Origin of the sequence: Paenibacillus sp. UNC499MF, from assembly GCF_900107975.1 — a bacterium.
Classification (GTDB): domain Bacteria; phylum Bacillota; class Bacilli; order Paenibacillales; family NBRC-103111; genus Paenibacillus_F.
Genome location: NZ_FNVF01000016.1, coordinates 62,285 through 81,420, shown reverse-complemented (window position 1 = coordinate 81,420; position 19,136 = coordinate 62,285). Strand labels below are relative to the sequence as shown.

Annotated in this window: 16 protein-coding genes; 7 read left to right on the top strand and 9 right to left on the bottom strand. The window is 57.9% G+C overall.

Translation table 11 applies throughout. The annotated features are described in order from the left end of the window. Positions 1–69: 69 nt before the first annotated feature. The gene (locus tag C4S74_RS22970) at positions 70–1,110 is read left to right on the top strand and encodes a hypothetical protein (RefSeq protein ID WP_103997663.1); all 1,041 of its coding nucleotides are present in this window, start codon (positions 70–72) and stop codon (positions 1,108–1,110) included. Here the strand turns inward: C4S74_RS22970 and C4S74_RS22965 are convergent. The 5 genes from C4S74_RS22965 to C4S74_RS22945 form a co-directional block, all read right to left on the bottom strand. After that, on the bottom strand, positions 1,048–1,461 hold the full coding sequence (locus C4S74_RS22965; protein WP_103997662.1) for a hypothetical protein: 414 nt from the start codon (positions 1,459–1,461) through the stop codon (positions 1,048–1,050). The two genes, C4S74_RS22970 and C4S74_RS22965, sit on opposite strands and share 63 nt — an antisense overlap. Positions 1,462–1,495: 34 nt before the next feature. Further along, the gene (locus C4S74_RS22960; RefSeq protein ID WP_103997661.1) at positions 1,496–2,017 is read right to left on the bottom strand and encodes a hypothetical protein; all 522 of its coding nucleotides are present in this window, start codon (positions 2,015–2,017) and stop codon (positions 1,496–1,498) included. 200 nt (positions 2,018–2,217) lie between these two features. Further along, the gene (locus tag C4S74_RS22955) at positions 2,218–3,192 is read right to left on the bottom strand and encodes an ROK family protein (RefSeq protein ID WP_103997660.1); all 975 of its coding nucleotides are present in this window, start codon (positions 3,190–3,192) and stop codon (positions 2,218–2,220) included. An 18-nt stretch (positions 3,193–3,210) separates the two neighbouring features. Beyond that, complete coding sequence (locus C4S74_RS22950; RefSeq protein ID WP_103997659.1) at positions 3,211–3,999, bottom strand: DeoR/GlpR family DNA-binding transcription regulator; 789 nt, start codon at positions 3,997–3,999, stop codon at positions 3,211–3,213. 24 nt (positions 4,000–4,023) lie between these two features. Then, positions 4,024–5,082: an SIS domain-containing protein gene (locus tag C4S74_RS22945; RefSeq protein ID WP_103997658.1), complete on the bottom strand. Its 1,059-nt coding sequence runs from the start codon at positions 5,080–5,082 to the stop codon at positions 4,024–4,026. 91 nt (positions 5,083–5,173) lie between these two features. Here C4S74_RS22945 and fba point away from each other — a divergent pair, with 91 nt between their 5' ends. The 5 genes from fba to C4S74_RS22920 all read left to right on the top strand — a co-directional run bounded on the left by fba (position 5,174) and on the right by C4S74_RS22920 (position 11,171). Next, positions 5,174–6,043 (top strand): class II fructose-1,6-bisphosphate aldolase, encoded by an 870-nt coding sequence (gene fba, locus C4S74_RS22940; RefSeq protein ID WP_103997657.1) that lies wholly within the window; start codon positions 5,174–5,176, stop codon positions 6,041–6,043. A gap of 25 nt (positions 6,044–6,068) precedes the next feature. Further along, entirely contained in the window at positions 6,069–6,998 is a 930-nt protein-coding gene (pfkB, locus tag C4S74_RS22935; protein ID WP_103997656.1) for a 1-phosphofructokinase, read from the top strand. Between the two features lie 509 nt (positions 6,999–7,507). Next, positions 7,508–9,019: a spore germination protein gene (locus tag C4S74_RS22930; RefSeq protein WP_258042582.1), complete on the top strand. Its 1,512-nt coding sequence runs from the start codon at positions 7,508–7,510 to the stop codon at positions 9,017–9,019. Continuing rightward, positions 9,016–10,104 carry a GerAB/ArcD/ProY family transporter gene (locus C4S74_RS22925; RefSeq protein ID WP_103997655.1) on the top strand — a complete coding sequence of 363 codons (1,089 nt, stop codon included), beginning with the start codon at positions 9,016–9,018 and terminating at the stop codon, positions 10,102–10,104. Before C4S74_RS22930 ends, C4S74_RS22925 begins: the two co-directional genes overlap by 4 nt. After that, complete coding sequence (locus tag C4S74_RS22920; protein ID WP_103997654.1) at positions 10,101–11,171, top strand: Ger(x)C family spore germination C-terminal domain-containing protein; 1,071 nt, start codon at positions 10,101–10,103, stop codon at positions 11,169–11,171. Before C4S74_RS22925 ends, C4S74_RS22920 begins: the two co-directional genes overlap by 4 nt. 79 nt (positions 11,172–11,250) lie before the next feature. Here the strand turns inward: C4S74_RS22920 and C4S74_RS22915 are convergent, their stop codons facing one another. Genes C4S74_RS22915 through C4S74_RS22905 form a run of 3 tightly spaced genes read right to left on the bottom strand, consistent with a single transcriptional unit; the run spans position 11,251 to position 17,250 of the window. Beyond that, positions 11,251–14,634, bottom strand: coding sequence for an AAA family ATPase (locus C4S74_RS22915; RefSeq protein ID WP_103997653.1), 3,384 nt, complete (start codon positions 14,632–14,634; stop codon positions 11,251–11,253). Beyond that, entirely contained in the window at positions 14,631–16,085 is a 1,455-nt protein-coding gene (locus C4S74_RS22910) for a DNA repair exonuclease (protein ID WP_103997652.1), read from the bottom strand. Before C4S74_RS22910 ends, C4S74_RS22915 begins: the two co-directional genes overlap by 4 nt. Before the next feature lie 40 nt (positions 16,086–16,125). Further along, positions 16,126–17,250, bottom strand: a complete 1,125-nt coding sequence (locus C4S74_RS22905; RefSeq protein ID WP_103997651.1) for a glycosyltransferase family 4 protein — start codon at positions 17,248–17,250, stop codon at positions 16,126–16,128. A 270-nt stretch (positions 17,251–17,520) separates the two neighbouring features. Here C4S74_RS22905 and C4S74_RS22900 point away from each other — a divergent pair, with 270 nt between their 5' ends. Continuing rightward, entirely contained in the window at positions 17,521–18,657 is a 1,137-nt protein-coding gene (locus C4S74_RS22900) for a GGDEF domain-containing protein (protein WP_258042581.1), read from the top strand. Positions 18,658–18,747: 90 nt separating this feature from the next. Here C4S74_RS22900 and C4S74_RS22895 read toward each other — a convergent pair whose 3' ends face one another. Further along, positions 18,748–18,954 (bottom strand): helix-turn-helix domain-containing protein, encoded by a 207-nt coding sequence (locus tag C4S74_RS22895; protein ID WP_103997649.1) that lies wholly within the window; start codon positions 18,952–18,954, stop codon positions 18,748–18,750. Positions 18,955–19,136 lie beyond the last annotated feature (182 nt).

Genomic DNA, 19,136 nt, shown 5'->3' with positions numbered 1-19,136 from the left:
ATGTTGCTGTCATGCCCGTCCGGTCCGAAACATACCTTGTACTAGTACGAAACGTGAAGGGTGAGAACAATGGTTTCTAAAACATGGACGCAAACCGCACAGGTTGCTTTTACGTATGTCGGGACGGTCGTGGGAGCGGGTTTTGCCTCAGGTCAGGAGATCCTGCAGTTTTTTACCCGCTACGGCGCGGCGGCTTCTTTGACCATCGCGCTCGCGAGCGTCTTATTCGTATGGCTGGGCATCAAAATGATGCTTATGGCGCACGATGTCCAGGCGGAATCGTATGAAGATTTGAATACCGCTTTATTCGGCCCGAAACTCGGCGGATGGATCAGTTTGTTCACTTTATTCGTTCTTTTCGGCATCTCATCGGTCATGCTGGCCGGCGGAGGAACGGTTTTCTCCGAACACTTGTCCCTGCCCTTCCAGAGCGGACTGCTCGTCACCGCGCTCCTGTCCTATGCCGTGATTACACGCGGTATCGGTGCGATTATGACGGTAAACACGATCGTCGTGCCGGTTATGGCCGCATTCAGTCTTATTCTGGTGCTCTACACAAACAAGCTCCCCACTTCGCAGGCATGGCTGACCCTCGGTACCGACCATTCGCCGCTCAGCGCCTGGACCGCGCCCCTGCTCTACGTCGGCTTTAACCTCGCCACCGCCCAAGCGGTTCTCGTTCCGCTCGGCGCTCAAATCAAAGACCGGCGCGTACTCTTCCGGGGTGCTCTGCTCGGCGGAATCGGAATCGGCCTGCTGCTCTTCGCCGCGCATTATGCCCTGAGCGCGCAAATGCCGGGAATCCGCCAGTTCGGCATTCCGATGGCCCGGATTATGAACGGGATGGGAACTTTCATCCCTTTTGCATATCTTCTTGTCATCTATGGTGAAATCTTTACGACGTATCTTTCCAATACTTACGGGCTGACCCTGCAGCTGCAGCAGCGGACGGGCCTGAGCCGCAGAACCGTTCTTCTCCTGCTTATCGCGCTCAGTTATGTCGTCAGCCTGATCGGCTTTAAGCCGCTTCTTGCAGTGCTTTATCCGTTATTCGGCCTTGTCAGCTCGGTGTGGCTGGCCGTGATGATGTGGAAAAGCCGCGCCGCCTGAGGAGCGCCATGCCCGGACCGTCAGAAGCAGCCGGCCGAAGCTCATCAGCATACCCAGGAACACGAATAAAAACCCGCACAGCAAATAGCCGATATGATAATCGGGAAAAGCATCCGCATCGCGCAGTACCGCAACAAGATCGGCCAGAAGCATTACCATGCCGATCGCAGTCAGCGCAAACTGCCCGTAATCAAGCGGGGTTATCCGCTGCAAAATTTCCGCCGCATGACCGGGAGCGGCACTCCGCAGATCCCGTTTCCACATCCGGTGAAGCATCCAGGCGGTATATGCGGAAGCAGCAGTGACAAAAAGCCCGAAAAAGGCTGTAAAAACGGCCAGAATCGTAAACAATTGAATTGGAATCCTCTCCCTTATGGCAGGCTGTTCAGCCGAATGATAATAGTTTCGACACGGCCCAGACGGTACACGCCGCGGCGGCGACTGGCAGAATCCAGTTTATTAGGGCCGCGGCCCGCCGTCCGGGCAGCGGAGTCGACCGCCACAGCAGCTCCATAAGCCGGCTGTTCTGCCCGGCAAGTCGGGCCGTCTGCGTTTTCGGGTTCGGCGGAACCACCGGGCCCGGCGGGCCCTCTTCACGGTACGTGCTTTCGCCGGAAGCAGCCGCAGGGAAAGGATTGCTTGGAAGTTCTATAAACTCAGACGCTTCTGCAGCCTGCATCCCTTCAACTTGTTCGGTTCGGGAATGCGCACGAGCGGCCGTAATTTTTCCTTTTTCGCGTTTATGTGATGATTTTGTCGAATGAACGTGCTCCCGCTTCGGTCCGGAATTCTTCTCTTTCTGCGCGGAGCCTTTCCCTTTTCCGGTACGGATACGGCCTTTGCGGCGTCCTACCTGATAAGTAATTTCCCGTTCTCCGGGTTTTGCCGGCTTTTTCTTCTCAGACAAATGTCTGTCCCCCCAGTTCCTCGGAACCTCTATGTACCCGGTCTTCTATTTAGACGACGATTGCGGCGGACAAGTTGTGCCGCAGCAAAAAAAAGACCTTTCCGTCCTACTTCGACATAGGGAAAGGTCTTTCCTGTTTTTTACATGCATAAATAATGACTTTATACCTAGAAAAATCTCGAATATCTCCGAAAAAAGGCTTAGACGATTCCTGCCGCGCGGTTAGCGGCGAAAGCCGCGCTGCCGATGACGCCGCCGTCGTCGATAAGGGTGCCGGGGTGGATGGTGAGACGTTCCCAGTAGCCTTTGTAAACGGACTTCTGAAGTTCTTCGCGCATAGGCTTGAACAAACGCTCGCCGGCCAGGGATGCTCCCCCTCCGATAATCAGCGCGTCGGGGCTGTACATGGTTACGGCATACGAAAGTCCGCGGCCCAGCAGCTTGCCGGTATGGTTCATGACCTCGATCGCCAGGCGGTCGCCTTCGTCATACGCGCGGGACACGTCCGCGGCCGTAACGGAAGCCGCTTCCTCACCGGGGAACCATTCGCCCAGGATGCTCTCGCGGCCTGCCGCAAGCGCTTCCCTGACCTGGCGGACAATACCCGTCGCGGATGCGATCGTTTCGAGACAGCCGACGAGTCCGCAGCCGCAAGGCGTCGTTTCCGCATCGTCGACGCGAATGTGTCCGATTTCGCCGGCCATGAAGCCGCCGCCGTAATACAGCTGGCCGTTATTGACCAAGCCGGCCGACATGCCGGTCCCGAGCGTAATTCCGAGCACATGCTCGTAGCCGCGGCCCGGTCCCTTCATGGCTTCGCCGTAGACGTACATCCGGACGTCGTTGTCGATAAAGACCGGGACGCCCAGTCTTGCTCCGAGTTGGTCGGATACCGGCACTTCGCTCCAGCGGAGGTTGCTGGCGAATACGCACACACCGCGAACCGGATCGATAAAGCCCGGCGTCCCGATTCCGACCGCTTTCAATTGTCCGGGCGCGATATTCTGCTCTACGAGCAGCGTTTCCACCATAACCGCAATCTTTTCCAGCACATAGTCGCTGCCTTTGGCCGCTTCCGTAGGCTGTTTGCTTTTGGCGAGGACGTTAAATTCCTCATCCAACAACCCGCATACAATATTCGTTCCTCCGAGATCAACGCCGATGAAAAAGCTCATTCCCGTCCGTCCTTTCCCTTATGCGTTCGCATACAAAGTGGTAATGCCGTGCTGCTCAAGAACCTTCTCCATGTCAGGTTCCAACCTCGCGTCTGTCACACACACGTTTACGTCCGCAAGCGGAGCTATGGAGAACAAGGAGGCTTTCCCCACCTTGGTATGGTCAAACACTGCTATCGTATGCTGGGTGCGGCTCATCAAAAGACGGGCTGTCTGGGCTTCGAGCTCGGAGAACGTCGTAATGCCTTTGTCCGCGGAAACGCCGTCCACACCGAGAAAGAGCTTCTCGATGTTGAGATGCTCGATCGTCTTCTCGGCCAGCGGCCCGCTGAGCTCGAAGCTTTTGCTGCGCATGACGCCGCCGACGACGACGACCTGCAGACCTTCGCTGTCGGCCAGTTCCATGGCGATATTCACGGCATTGGTCACGACCGTAATCCCCTGGCGCTGCTTCAGCTCGCGGGCAATAAGGAAAGTTGTGGTGCCGCCGGTCAGGCAGACGCTGTCCCCTTCCTCGATAAGGCCGGCCGCCCTGCGGGCGATCGCTTCCTTCTCCAGCCAGAGCTGCTGCTTCTTCTCGGCGAACGAGGTTTCGCGGACCGCCGTGAGGCCTTCGAAAAGGGCTCCGCCGATGGTGCGGACAACCTCGCCTTTTTTCTCCAGAAGGTCCAAATCGCGTCTTGCCGTCGCTTCCGAACATTGAAAATGCTCGATGATCTCCCCAATGGTAATGCGCCCCTGCTGCTTGAGGATCGTCATAATCTGCTGGCGCCTGAGATCTCCTTTGGAAGGAGTCGTGTCATTCATTTCAACTGTCACTCCGTCACAAGGTTAAATTTCGACGAACTGGGTAAGGTTGCGCGGATCGTCCGGATTCAGCCCGCGCTTCATCGCGTTGTAATAGCCGTTGTACTGGACAGCGGGCAAATACAATACGCTGCGCGCTTCATCGCTGAGCGCGGCTCCGCCGAGTTCCAGAACCAGATCCGCAAAATCCGTGTCTTCCCCGCGCTCCGCGGCCAGAAGCAGGATCGTCGCCCCGTATTCCTTCAGCTCCCTGGCTACCTTCAGCTCGTATTCGCGGGCGGACTGCGAAAGCAGGAAGCAGACAAGCGTACCCGAGTCGACGATGGATTTGGGACCGTGTCTGAACTCGAGCGTGCCGTACGCTTCCGTCCACGTATACGTCATTTCCTTCAGCTTAAGGCAGGCTTCCAGCGCCAAACCTCCGAGTGCTCCGAGTCCCAGATAGACCGTTTTGTTGAAGTCGTGCGCCGACACCCATTCTTTGATGCCCGTATCCGAGGCTTTGACCAGTTCTTCGTCTAATTCTAACACAGTTTTAAGCTCTTGTAAGTATGCGTCGCTGCCCGCCGCCATCGCGATTGCGGCCTGCATCATAAAGGTCATGGAACTGAGCGATTTGCTCATCACCGTGCTCTTCTCTTTGCCCAGCGGAGAAAGCAGGCATTCCGTCATTCCGAACAATTTGCTTGTCTCGTGACAGGTGATGCCGCACGTATCGATATGAGCCGCATTTTTGACGGAATCAAGCGCAAGAAGTACCTCGTGGGATTCTCCCGAACGCGATACGCCTACAATCAGGAGCTTCTTCTCTCTCGGGAGAGTAGCGTCGCGCAGCAGGAAAATATCGGAGGAAGGCTGAGCGGATGCGCTGCGTCCGGTCCATTTGCGGAACGTCGCCGCCATCGTGATCGACTGGTAATAGGAAGAGCCCGATCCGATAAAAACGACTTCCTCGTATTGATCGTTTCCTATATAACGGTTCACCCAGTCGGACTGCTTCTGAAGCTGATCCCAAGCGGCCTGCAGAGCGGCGGACTGAGCGCTGATTTCGGTATACGTTAATTGGCCTTGAACGTTTGACATCTTCTAATTTCCTCCCTTATAATCAACTTAATGACATTATAAATCATAATTTTGATCGTTTCAATCATTTTATACGAAGGGGTTTTTCAAAATGGCTCATTTGATTTCTTCCACGCACCTGCTTCAAACAGCCCGTCAAAACGGTTACGGCATTACGGCCTTTAACGTGCACACACTGGAAATGCTGCAGGCCGTCGTCGAGGCGGCCGAGGAGCTTCAGGCTCCGCTGATTCTGCAAACCACGGTCGGCACGGTGAAGCACCTGGGCCCCGACTATATCGTGGCTGCCGCATCCGCCGCCGCCAAACGGTCTTCCGTCCCGATCGCGCTTCATCTCGATCATTGTACGGATTACGAGCTTATCGTACAATGCATCCGGGAAGGCTATACATCGGTCATGATTGACGCTTCCATGCATCCGTTCGAGGACAACGTGCGGCAGACGCAGGATGTCGTGAAAGTCGCCCGGGCTGCCGGCGTAAACGTGGAGGCGGAGCTTGGCAAAGTGGGCGGCGTCGAGGACGATATCGTCGTAGCCGACGAGGACGCCCTCCTCGCCGATCCCGACGAATGCGTACGCTTCGTGGAACTGACCGGCGTGCCTACGCTTGCGCCTGCCATCGGGACCGCTCACGGCATTTACAAGGGTGAACCGAAAATCGCATTCGGCAAGCTGGAAGAAATCTACCGCAAAGTGAGCCTTCCTCTCGTTCTGCACGGCGGCTCCGGCATACCGGAAGAGCAGGTGAAACGCTGCGTATCCCTCGGCATGGCCAAAATGAACGTCGCCACAGAGCTGCGCATCGCCTTCTCCGATGCCATCAAGAAGGTCTTCCAGGCCAATCCGGATGAAAACGACCCGCGCAAATATATGGTACCGGCCAAAGCAGCCGTCAAAGAGCTGGCACAGGCGAAAATGCGCCTAACCGGCTGTGTAGGCCGCGCCGAAGATTTCAGATAATTTCAGTCAGGACAGGAGAACCCGGATGATTACCACCGTCACCCTCAATGCGGCAATCGATAAAACTTACAGCGTAAAAAGCTTCGAAATGGACCGGGTATCCCGCGTATCGGACATGATCGCCGTGCCCGGCGGCAAAGGAATCAATGTCGCCCGGGTAGCGCGGCTGCTCGGCGAACCCGTCACGGCCGCCGGCTTCGTGGCCGGGTTCAACGGACAATTTATCCGCAGCGGACTCGATGCAGAGGGCATTCCTCATGACTTCACGGAAGTCCCCGGCGAATCCCGCCTCTGCCTGACCGTCCTGGATGCGGATAACGGCACGCAGACGGAGCTGCTGGAGCCCGGTCCCGCCATCGCCGAAAGCTCCCTTCAGTCCCTCAAGGAGAAGGTGAAAGCGCTCGCGGGAAGGTCCACGCACGTGTGCTTCTCCGGCAGTCTCCCGCTCGGCTGCCCTCCCACGCTTTATGCGGAGCTGATCGCGCTCGCAAAAGAAGCGGGCGCCGAGGCCGTCCTCGACGCAAGCGGCGACGCCCTGGCTGCCGGACTCGAGGCGATGCCCCTGCTCATTAAGCCCAATGAGCATGAAAGCGTGCGGCTGCTCGGCAGGCCCGCTGCCTCCGACGACGAGCTGGCCGCCTGCATCCGGGAGCTGATGCAGCGCGGGATCCGGCACGTCGTCGTCTCGCTCGGTGCGCGCGGAGCTCTCGCGGGCAGCGGCGGCCGCGTGCGTCGGGTCGCCATCCCGGCGATCCGGGCCGTGAACCCGGTCGGCAGCGGCGACGCGATGGTGGCCGGCATGGTTACGGCTCTCCGCCGGGGAAGCAGCGACGCCGATGCGGTCCGCTTCGGCGCGGCATGCGGAAGCGCCAACGCCCTGCAGATGCAGGCGGGGGTCGTTACCGCCGAAGATGTCGAGCGGATCTTCCGCTCCGTCACGGTGACGGATTACTGATCCGGGCGGTCGATACGGCTTAGAGATGCGGATTGCTGGTGCGGACGGTTGATACAGCCTGCTACTGCGGAAGACCAATATAGTCTGCTCATGCGGCCGGCTGATGCGGGTGACCAGTACGATCTGCTCCTGCGACCCGCTAGCTAATACGTATGCCTTTGCGGCCTGCTCCTGCAACCGACTGTACGTCTGCCGATACGGCCACGGCCTGCTGCTGCGGACAGCCACGCAAAAAACGGCGTCCGCCCCGTACCCTACCCAGATCCGGACCACCGGGTCCGGCGCATTCATAAAACAGGCGTATTCTCCTGAAACGGGGAGAATACGCCTGTTTCTTTTGTATGGCGATGCCGCCAGCGGGTTTGCCGTTCACCTGCAACAACGTCTCCTGACCCCTCTTTTTCCAGCCTCTGCCATTATCCCCTTTGCTCCGATCCGGTTCCGAATGGTATTTTTCCGGTGATCTGGGAAGTCTAACCTTAAAACTCTAGCACGAGTGGAGGGACACTATGACCGACCAGAACGACAGCCGGAAGCATCACGGACGCCCGGCGCTCCCGGCGGCGCCTACACTAAACGCCGACCAGTGGGAAATACCTCTTGCCGCCGACACGGACGCGGTTATTCAGCTTTTCCAGGAGCTTCTGCCGACCGACGAATTTCAGTGGAGCCTCACGGACAACGGCAGTTCCGGCTGTATGTATATCAGTACCGCTATCGACAAAAGCCTGTTTCAAAACGACGTCGCCCCCCGTCTAAGCCGCTGGGAATCGCAGCCGGACGACTGGCCGACTCTCTTCCCGACGGGAACCCAGATCCGGAAAGTGTCGGACGCTTTGAAGCGCTTGCTACAGGGAGACGTCATTCTGCTTCATAACCGGCTGCCGCACAGCGCGCTGTCTTTTCCGGTGCCTTTTCAAAAAGGACGCGCCATCGAGCCTCCCAAAATCGAACGGGTGCTCCTCGGTCCTCAAGAATCTTTCGTCGAGGATATCGACGTTAATCTCGGACTGCTGAGAAGACGTCTGCGGGACCCCAACCTGATCGTTCATTATTACGAGGTCGGAGAAAGGTCCAAAACGACCGTAGCGGTCGTCTATCTGAACGACGTCGCCCAGCAGGAGTGGGTGGACGAAATCGAGCGCAAAATCGAAGTCATCCAGACGGATTCCGTCGTGCTGATGAAAGAATTGATGGAATTCATAAGCGGCCCTAATCTGACTCCCTTCCCTTTATATGAAAAAAGCGAGCTGCCGGCGCGTTCGGCCCTGAATCTCCTGAAAGGAAGAATCGGGATTCTCATGGACGGATCTCCTTTTATCGCCTTCCTGCCGAATACCGTGCTCACCAGCTTTATCGGCGGGGAAGCGGTCATGCACGGCTCGCTTATTCCGACATTCGTCCGGCTTGTCCGGATTCTGGCTTTTGTCATCGCGATTTACGCGCCTGCGGTCTATCTGGCCCTGGTTACGGTAGACTCGTCCATTCTTCCGACAGTCTTCGCCATCTCCATCGCCCAGGATCAGGCCGGAATCCCTTATACAAGCTTGTTTGAAACGCTGATGATGATGATCGTCATGGATGTGCTCAACGAGGGGATGACTTACGTCCCCGGCAATGTCGGCTCCGCCTTGAATGTCGTCGGAAGCCTGATTATCGGCCAAGCGGCGGCACAGGCGGGATTGACCAGCAAATTTATGATTATCGTCGCTTCCATCTCCGCCGTAGGAGCCTATATCGCTTCGTATCAGATTTCTTATGCGGCGCGTCTGTGGAAATACCCGTTTATATTGGCGGCGGGGCTGTTCGGCTTCTACGGAATCACCGTGTGTTCCGTCCTGCTGCTGGGACATCTCGCCTCTACCAAGTCGCTCAGTATCCCGTACACGGCGCCTTTCAGCCCGCTCAGCCTAAAAGCGATCCGGATGCAGTTTTTCAGGCCGAGCGCGCAGAAATTGAAGGACCGGGACCCGGTCTTTAAACCGGTGGACAAACACAGCCAGAGAGGAGATTCGTCATGACCAGGCCGAGCATCTCGGGACTTCAATGGTTCGTCATACTGGCGGTCGCCTCCATTGCGATGGGTCCGCTGAGATTCCCGGCTTACTTGTCCCAGCAGATGGATCAGCACGGATGGGTGCTGCTTCTGCTTGCGCTGGCCATTTCCTTATGGAATACCTATGTCGCGGTCCGCTTATCGAGCCGGCATCCCGAAGGCGATATCGCGGAGTGGTCCCGACTGTATCTCGGCAAATTTTTATCGGCCGTATATGTCGGCTGCATCGCGGTTTACTTTTTTATCTGGGGAGATTTGACTTTCGGCGAACACTGGCTCCTGGTTTCCTATCTGCAGTTGAAATATACGCCGGTTTACACGATCGTGCTTCTTGTTATGCCCGTCGTGCTTTACATGGTTTGGAAAGGGATAGAAGCCTGGGCGCGTCTTTTCCTGCTGCTCGGCTTTGTGATGACAGTCTGGCTGCTCAGCATCAACTTGCCCCAGCTGCGCAACATCGATGTCACCAACCTGCTGCCGCTCGGAAATTTCGGCCTGCCGAGGCTGCTCGGCAAAAATATGCTGACGATTTTTTACCTGTTTAAAGGCTTCGCCGTCCTCTATTTTCTGTATCCATATATCCGGTCGGATAAAAATCTGCTTCGTCTGTCGGCAGTCGCTACCGTTACGGCCGGGGCCGAGGTAATGCTCTCCTATCTGCTGCCCATTATGGTCTTCGGTTACGAGACCGCCAAAACGTTCACTTTCCCGTATCAGGAGTCGATGGAAACCGTGCCTTTTCTCCTGCTTCCTTTTGAAAAGCTAAGCTTCCTGGCCCCTCTGTTTTTCGTGCTGGTCAACATTATGATTCTGATCGTATGCGTCACCTGCTGCTCCCAGGCGCTTTGCAGGCTTTTCAACACCCGGCGGATCAAACGGATGTACGTGATCGTCTCGGTCCTCATGTCTCTCGCTTTTCTCCGGACTCTGACCGTGAACGAAGTCGATCGGCTGGTCTACATTACCGCGCTTGTATTCGGCATTATTTTCGTCCTGATCCCCAATTACATGTGGATCGTCAGTCTTTTCAGGAAGGAGAAGACGGGATGAGAAAATGGCTGCTTGTTCTCATGCTTGTGACCGGAGCCCCAGCGCTTGCCGGTTGTTTGAGCATTTCGGAGATCCGGGAACAGTCCTTTATCGTCGGGATGGGAATCGACCGTGCGGACAATGGCGAGCTTGAAATCAGCATGATGGAAATCGACATGGACGGAATGAAAAGCGGAGGCAGCGAAGGCAGCCCAGGCGGAAAAACACCCAAATATATCATCCGCCAAGCGATCGGGTCGAATATTCCCGACTGCCTGAGGCAGATCCGGACACGCCTGCAAAAAGAGCTGTCCCTCGATAAAGTCAGCTTTATCATGTTCAGCGACAAAATCGCCAGAGAAGGCATCTATCCTTACATGGATTTTCTGGTGAGATCGCCGAACATCGACCAGACCGTTCATATGTTTGTCACCACCGACAAAGTAAGCGAACTGTTCCGGAAAGATAACGGGGGGCTGACGAATTTTTCAACCAAAGGCTACGCGTTTGTCCCGACCTTTCTCGCCAGCCGCCTCTGGCAGGTGAACAAAGCGGTCATGAGCACTCTGCACAGCATCCATCTCAACCGCTTCAGCTTTGAAAACAAGGAATTAAACTTTATGGGGGAAAGCTTTCTCCGCCGGGACCGGCTTCTTTATCATTTGAACGGGATCGAGTCCAGAGAGTTCAATGTGCTCGTAAACCGGCAGGGAAAAGAAGTTATTCTGCATGCCGATCCCGGGAAACGCAACGCTCTGCAAATTAAAGAAGTCCGGCGGAAAATGGAGATTGCCCGGAAACGGGTAACTTTTACCTACTTTATTCAAGCCACTATCCTGGAAAGCAAGGAGCATAGTCCGTACCGTCATGTGGACGAAATCGAAAAAGAAGGCAGCCGGCTCTGGGAGAAAAACTTTACGAGACTGCTGAACGGCACCAAGGAGCAGGGCCTCGATATTCTCGGGATCGGCGAGCAATTCCGGATGAGGGGCTGGGATACGGCAAACTGGGAAGAACAAATCAAAAAACTGGAAGTTAGGGTCCGTATCCATCTCAAAGTTCTTTCTCCCGAAGGCAAAAGAGAATAGAACGTATACATTCAGGACATATACGATGAAAAGCCAAAAGACCCTTCCTTTAAATTAAGAAGGGTCTTTTGGTTGTCTCTTAAACATTAAGCACACCTGCCGCGGGAGAAATCCTTCTCACCGCGTCTCTTACATGCTCGTGGCAAGAAAAAAGCAGAACCTGCCGATTACCGCCGAGCTGCCCGATAATCCGCAGCGCCCCCTCCATCCGCTCCTTATCGAAATTGACGAATATATCGTCAAAAACGAGCGGCAGGGAAGCTCCGCCGGTAAACTCTTCGACGAGTGCGAATCTCATCGACAAGTATAGCTGCTCCGCGGTTCCACGGCTCAGTTTCGATGAATCCACCTGCCGCCCGTCCGGCCGTACGGCATAGAGCCGCTGCTGTCCGAACGGCGCGACCACCTGCGTAAACCGGCCGCCCGTCATCGCCGCAAAGCACGCCGAAGCCCGGCGGAGCACGCCCGGCTGGCGCTCGCGCTCACAGCGTTCACGCGTCCGCTTCACGAGCAGGGCGGCCATCGCGAGCACCGCGTATTTGCCGCCGAGCTCCCGCACCTCGGCTAGCTGCTCCTCGGTGCGCTGAAGCAGATCCCCGCGCTCGCTCCCGCCTTCGAGCTTCTCCAGCTCGCCGGCCAGGCGTCCGCGCCTGTCGCGCAGGCGGTTTCCCTCGGCCTCCATGCCGCTCAGGCGGCCGGACAGCTCCTCCTCGCGCGAAGCGAGGCTCCCTTCGTCGGCACCGGCCAGGGCCTCATCGAGCCGCTCACGCCGCGCGACGCCGGCATGCGCGTCAAGCGCGCCGGAGAGGAGCCGCGCTTCGGCCGCAAGCCCGGCCCGGCGCTCCTGGAGAGCCGCCTGCCGGAGAAGCTCCTCTTCGCCGGCGGCCTGCGCCTCGCTCAGGAGCGCTTGCAGCCGGCCGGCCGCGTGCCGCGCCTTTTGCGCGGCAGCCGTCTCCCGGCGGCGGGCCTCCGCGGCCTCGGCCGCCATGCGCTCGCGCCTTGCGAGCAGCTCGCGCTGCTCCGCAAGACGCTCGGAGCGGCGCCGCAGCCCCAGCAGCGGGTCCGCCGCCTCGGCGGCGCCCAGCAGCCGGGCCGTCCGCTCTTCGAACGCGGCGGATGAAGCCTGCAGGGCGGCAAGCTTCGCCTCGCAGCCGGCAAGTCGCTGCAGCAGGTCATGCCCGCGGGCGATGAGCTGCAGCGAATCCAGCGCCGCTTCGGGAGACAGGTGCGGCCGCAGCTTGCGTTCGCGCAGCCAGGCGCTCCAGCTCTCCTGCCCGGCCGCGGCCCGCTCTTCCAGCGAGCGCATACGGGCCGAGGCCGCCTCCTGCTGCTTCTCCAGCGACTGAATGCTCTGTTTCAGCTCTTCCAGCTTGGCCCGGCGGCGCTCCATTTCGGAGCGGTGCTGCGCCCATAGATCGGTGCCGGTCAGCCAGCTTTCCAGCTCCCGTTCCAGCCAGTTCAGCGTCTCGGGCCAGGACGGCAGAGGCATCCGGCCCCGAGACGCAGCTTCACCGGATAAGCCGGGCGCACCGGGTGCACCAGCACCACGGGCCGCGGCGGCTTCGCGGCTTCCCGCTCCGCTGCCGCCCAGAAGAAGCGCCAGATTTTGCTGAAGCCGCTGCCGGAGAGCCGCCATGTCAGACTCCAGACGGGCATCTGCGCCGTCTGCCTCAGCGTCAGCTTCGCCCTGCTGCTCGGCAGCGGACAACCACGCGCCGGAGGAGGCCGCTCTTCCCCGGCGGGCACGCCCTCTCCCCTCCGACCGGGATTCCGGCGGAAGGGTATCCGGGCCGCGCCCGTTTCCGCGGCTGCCGGCACGCGAGCCGAGCATCAGCCAGACCGTACCGGCCGCCAGCACGGCGAATACGGCGGCAGCCGCAGCTTTCTGTCCGCTGAAGAGCAGCGCCGCGGGCAGAAGAACCGCGACAGCCGCCGCTGCGTAAGCGGTCTTCTTCCTTGAAAGCTCGGATTCGCTCCGGCTCCTGTTCGACCAGGCTCCGAACTCCTCCTGTCTGCGCCGTTCTTCTTCCCGGAGCCGCTCCCGCTGTTCTCCTTCGCTTTTCAGCACTCTCCACTCGGCGTAATCGGCCGATAAGCGCCGCAGTAGACCCGATTCCGCGGCAGTGCGGGCTCCCGGCGCGTCTTCCCGGAGACCCGACAGCGTCAGCCATTCGCTCCATTCCAGCTGCCGCTCGGCAAGCTCGCCCTGCTGCTCTTCCAGGCGGCCGAACACCCGGCTCAGTTCGCTGTCGAGCAGCGCTCTCTCCCCGTCCCATTTGGCGAAAGCATCCCGCGCTTCCCGGATGTGCTCTTTCATACCGACCGATACGGGGAAATCGGCCAGATCCTGCCGCGTCCACTGCTCGTCGAGCTGCCGCAGGAGACCCGCCAGCGCGTCGTTCAGCTGAGTTCTCTCCGTCTCCGCGGAAGCCGCCGCTAGCTGCCCGCTCCGGTACGAAGCCGCCTCTTCTTCAAGGGCGGACAGTTCGGCCGCGTCTTCGAGCAGCTCTTCGCGGAGGGGCAGGGCTTCGAGAGCCCGCAGAAGCGCTATGCTCTCTTCCTCGTACTGACGCCGCTCATTCTCGAATTCGTCCCGTTCCTGACGGATGGCTTCATAGCGAGCTGCGGCATGAAGCGGAAATCCGGGAATTTCACGAATTTCCGCTATCTCTTCCTGAATCCGGCGCAGTTTCAGCCACGGCTCGAAGGCCTTCACGCAGCGCCGGGTCCACTCCAGCTCTGCGGCCGTCTCCGCCCGGGCGGAGTCCAGCTCGTGCAGCCGGTCCCCGAGGCGGTTCCATTCCGCCGTCGCTTCCTCGTACCGGCTGATCTCGTCGGCGGAACGGCTCCGGCTGGAGCGGAGCTCCTCGTACGCCCGGATGCTGCGGTTCAGCTCCTGGGTCCGGCCTCTGGGCCTGAACAGGGCGTCGGCCCTGGCGGCCAGTTTGCGCTCCGCTTCCACTACGGCGCTCCCGCTCACGCCGAAGCCCGCTCCGTAAAGGTAGCCGCCGATGTCGTCTCCCTGGAGAGTACGCAGCTCTTGAAGCTCGCCCAGCCCGAAGGCGAACAAGCTCCGGAAGAGCTCTGCGGACAATCCTCCGAGCAGCTGCCGGAGGAGTTCCTCGCCGCCTATCGCGCCCCCTTCGAGCGTTACTTTGACGGCTCCGGCTGCAGGAGGGCGTCCCGGACCGCCGTGATCCGCGTAGCGTTCGATCAGGACGGTCCGGCCCTGCTTGTCCTCCAGCAGCAGCGCCCCTCCGTGGGGACCTCCGCCTTCGGGCTCGTAGCGGTCGGCAGCCTGGGACCGCGTAGGAAACCCGAACAGAACGGCGCGGATGAAACCGAGCAGGGTGCTTTTGCCCGCCTCATTGGGCCCGTAAAGCACGGTAACGGGCGAATCGAACCGGTATGTACGGTCGTGCAGGGAGCCGAACACGCGGACTCTTATTTCCCGGATCATCATTTGCTGCCCCTCCCCTCCGGCATGAGCTGGTCGACGGCGAGTTCCCGCGCCGCCTCCAGCCATTCCCCTATGTCATCGGGAAGCCCGCCGGCTCCTGCGAAAAGCCTGGAAGCTCCGTTCTGGTCCAGCAGAGAACCAAGCGCCTCTCCCGCAAATTCCCGCAGCTTTGCCTCATCCGCCGCCAGCTCTTCCGCCAGCCGGAGAAGGTCGCCTACGAAGCTCTCCTCCCGGAGAAGCCCTTCAAAATCGATATCCTGCCCGGTCCGGGCTTCTATAGATTCAATCCACACGAATGGAGCGTCCGCTTCCGAATTGCGGAAGACTTCGCCGGAGAAGGATTCCCCACGATAGGAATCAGGGGTCTCATCCTTGCGGTGCTCTTCTGGGAGCGGCGCGTCCGTATGATTGCCGCCCGCTCCGAAGCTGCCTGCGCCGCTGCCGTATCCGGCGGCCGAACGCCCCGCCAGCGCCAGAAGCTCGCTCTCGCGAAGTTCCCGGAGCAGGTCGGAGAGGGTGCTACCTGTCTGCAGTTTCAAATGAAGAGGCCCCCGGCCTTCCAAAATGATCCGGGCGACGGAAGGTCTGCCCTCGGCCTTCTCTCTTACCCGGGCCAGCAGATCCTGCAGGCTTTCCTGCAGTTCCTGTTCCGAGCCGATGCCCGCGATCGATAGAGATTCCTCCTGCCAGCGCACCCCGTCGAGCGCGTGAAAATCCAGAGCAGGGCTCCCGTTCTCATCCACGGTCACGATATAGCACCCTCGCGGGCCGCATTCCCGTATGCTCCTGCCCTGTATATTGCCGGGATAGACGACGGCGGGTTTCGCTTCCATGAGAATTTCTCTCGTATGGATGTGGCCCAGAGCCCAATAGTCGATTCCCCGCCCCGTAAGATCTCCTCTGCTGCAGGGCGCATAGTTGTCGTAGCCCGGGTGGCCGTCTACATTCGTATGGAGGAGAGCCACCTGAAAAACCGAAGCGTCCCCGCCCCGGAAACGCAGGGCGAGGTTTTCCGTTACGGCCGCGGACGCATACGAGATGCCGTGAACTTCGGCGATAAGTCCGCGGTTTTCCTTCACGATCCGTACCGTCCCGACCTTGTCCGCCGGAAATACGTGCACGCCCGCCGGCCATTCCAGGGACGCCCCCCGGCCGTCGAGCGGATCGTGATTGCCGTGGATAATCAAGGCGGGGATTCCCGCCCGGTCCAGCTCCGCAAGGGCGCTGCGGAAACGAAGCTGAGCCCTTAGGGAGCGGTCGCCGGCGTCGTAAATATCGCCGCTGAAAACAGCGAAATCGACCTTCTCCCGGACCGCCAGCCGGACGAGCCGGCTTAACGCTCCGAAGGTCGATTCCCGGATCACCCCGCGGATCCGGTCGGGAACCGAGTTCATCCCCTTGAACGGACTGTCGAGGTGAAGGTCGGCGGCATGGAGAAATTTCAGCGCCTTCATGCGTCCGCCTCCTTCGTCTGTCTTATACCGGTATGCCGCTTCATTTCCCGTACCTCTCGTACACTCCGCGAAGTTGACGGATTACACGGTTCAGCGAGTACGATTTCTTCGCTTTCTCGGAAGCCGCACGGGCCAGCTGATACCGGTAGGTCGGATCGACGACGACCTTCTCCAGCGCCTGGCTGAGTGCGGAAGCATCCCCCGGCTCCACAAGCAGACCGTTGCGTCCGTTCTCGATCTGCTCGGCAATCCCTCCGACATTCGTGCCCACGAGGGCAAGCAGGCATAGAGCCGCCTCCGCGAATACGGAGCCGAACGCTTCAGCCTTCGAAGGAAGGACGAAAATATCGAAGAACGGCATAAACTCTTCCGGATGAAGCATGTACCCGTAAAAAATAATATCTTCATATAAGTTCAGCTTCTTCGCCAATTCTTCCAGCTCTGTCCGTGAAGGGCCGTCGCCGATAATATGGAGGACGAAAGGATGCCCACGCTCCTTGAGCATCGCGCACGCCTGAAGAAGCGTTTCGAGCCCTTTGGCCGGAACGAGACGGCAGACCGTAATGAGCTGGGCCACTTCGTTCTCGTGGGAAATCGGCCGGAAGCGCTTCTCGTCGTAGCCGTTGGGAATAACCCCGATCCGGTCGGGGTCCTGGATATATTCGCTTATATAGCCTTTAAATGAGTTCGAAACCGTTAAAATCTGGTCCAGCCGCGCTTCCATTTCACCGTAAATCGATGTCAGAAAGAGCTGTTCGGGACCGCCTTCCTCTATTTTTCCGTTCAGCAGAAGCTCTCCCTCGTAGCTGGAGTGAACCGTTACGATGACGGTCGTGTCCGGAAACACTTCCTTGATAGCGAGCGCGGCAATCGGATGATGGGCGTGAATCAGATCGTAGCTTTTGCGGATACGAAGCTTTGTCCACCATACGTAGTCTTTGTAAGTCTGGATATATTTGTCCACGATCGGATTTCCCGCATAACGGGTCCAATCGAACGTGCTGAAGGTAACGGGCTCGGTTCCCTTGCCCCGGACCCTTCTGGGAAGGGAAAAAAGCTCCATGTCCCAGCCTCTTTTATTAAATTTTTCGGTGATATACGGGACCATGGAAGAAACTCCGCCCGGCTGCTCCGGCGGGAAGAATAACGCTTGCAAAATGTTCATCGGTGCACACTCCTGATCCTCCGTCCGCTCCTGCGGCGCAAATCCGGCTTACAGCATCATACGCTCAGCCTCTTCTCATTGTACCTTCTGCCCGGCTAATAGAAAAGAGAACACGCCCCTTCCTGCCCGGACGGCGTTTCGGACTTCGGGGAGTTTTCCGAAAAAAGTTGTTCTTGTCCCCGCCCTATTTTGCTATAATGAAGTCGCCTGAAAATGCGAACGTACATTTGAATCCGGACCCCGCAGGACGGGACGGACAACTTCGGAGGAATGTTGAACTTGTGGAACGATCCGATTGAAACATGGGGTCCGGAAACGGCCAGCTCCATGATGCTAGTCATTATTACCCTGATGATTTTCATTTCAGGAAGGCTTTATTACACGCGCAGGAAAAAAGGCTATCTCTCGATGACCGTTTCGCTCATCCTTATGCTCGTCCACAACCTCCTGCGGATTTACTGGCAGGCCTCAGGCCAGCTTCAAGGGATGTCCGGCTTTGTGGACAGTCTTCTCCAGGCGGTTACTTTTGTCCTGGTCAATCTCGGCATTTATCAGCTGTATAACCCGACGCGGCGGCGTCATTATTTATCTTTTTACGGCTTGATCGCGGTCGCCCTCGGCGTTTCCGCTTTTCATTTCTATCCGCCTTCCGGGGGAAGCCCCGAGCAGGCCGCGCTGCTGGCCGATCTGCCGCTGGAGCTTTATATGTTTGTGCTGATCTTTTTGTGCGCGTATACCATTACTCCTCTGATCGGACAGCAGGGAAAATTCCAGGCCGTGATGACTTTGTATTTCGCCAGACAAACGGCACATATGGTCAACCTTTACCTGTTTCAAGGGGAGCAGAAATGGCTGATGCTGGCGGAATGGTTTATTCCGGTGATCTACGCGACGATTCTTTTCTTCCTTTTGTTCGACCGGGTCGTCGAGCTTATGCAGGCGATTTACCAGTCCTCGATTACCGATGGTCTGACCAAGGTATATAACCGCAAATATTTCGACAAACGAGTTTCGCAGTACTTACGGCTGAATTTGAACGTTTCCGTCCTGTTCAGCGACATAGACAATTTTAAAAAGCTTAACGATACCAAGGGCCATCACATGGGAGACGAGATGCTCAAGCAGGTAGCCAGCATCATGCGTCAGGAAGCGGACGAAAGCGGCATTGTGGGACGATACGGCGGCGAGGAGCTGGTTATTCTGCTGACCGATCCCGATGTCAAACCCGCCGAACTCGCGGAGAGAATCCGCAAGCGCATCGAAGAAGAAACCATCGTCACCGTCAGCATGGGTTTCAGCACGTACAAGAAAGGCCTTACGGGAGACAAGCTGATCAAACAGGCGGACGAAGCGATGTACAAGGCCAAAACGACCGGGAAGAACAAAGTCGTCAAATTCGGCGCCTGACTCTTCCCCATCTGGTTTTCCGGCAGGGAAAAACAAGGCTCTGCGGTGATAAAGAAAAGGAGCGGCCTCTGGCAAGACCGCTCCTTCTCCTCACTGAATATGGAACAACTCCTCGACCTGCTTTCCGAGAACGATGCTCAAACGCTTGGCCGCTCCCGGACCGACCGACTTCATCGAACGCTCCAGCAAGCTTATGTACGCGTGGCTCAATCCCGTCTGTCTGGCAAGCTCCCGCTGAGTCAGCCCCAGGGTCATTCTTCTGCGGATAAATTCATCCGATTTGGCGATAATTCTCATAAAAAATCACGGCTCCCATTTCCTAATTAATTCCATGGTAGCATTATAATTTACTATTGTAAACACAAATATTTACTATAGTTGATAATATATCTTCTTTCTTTTACCCCCGATTGAAAAACCACATTTTCCCTGCTATGATAAGCATGTTAACTAATGTTTACCAGAAATGCGGGTGCTGC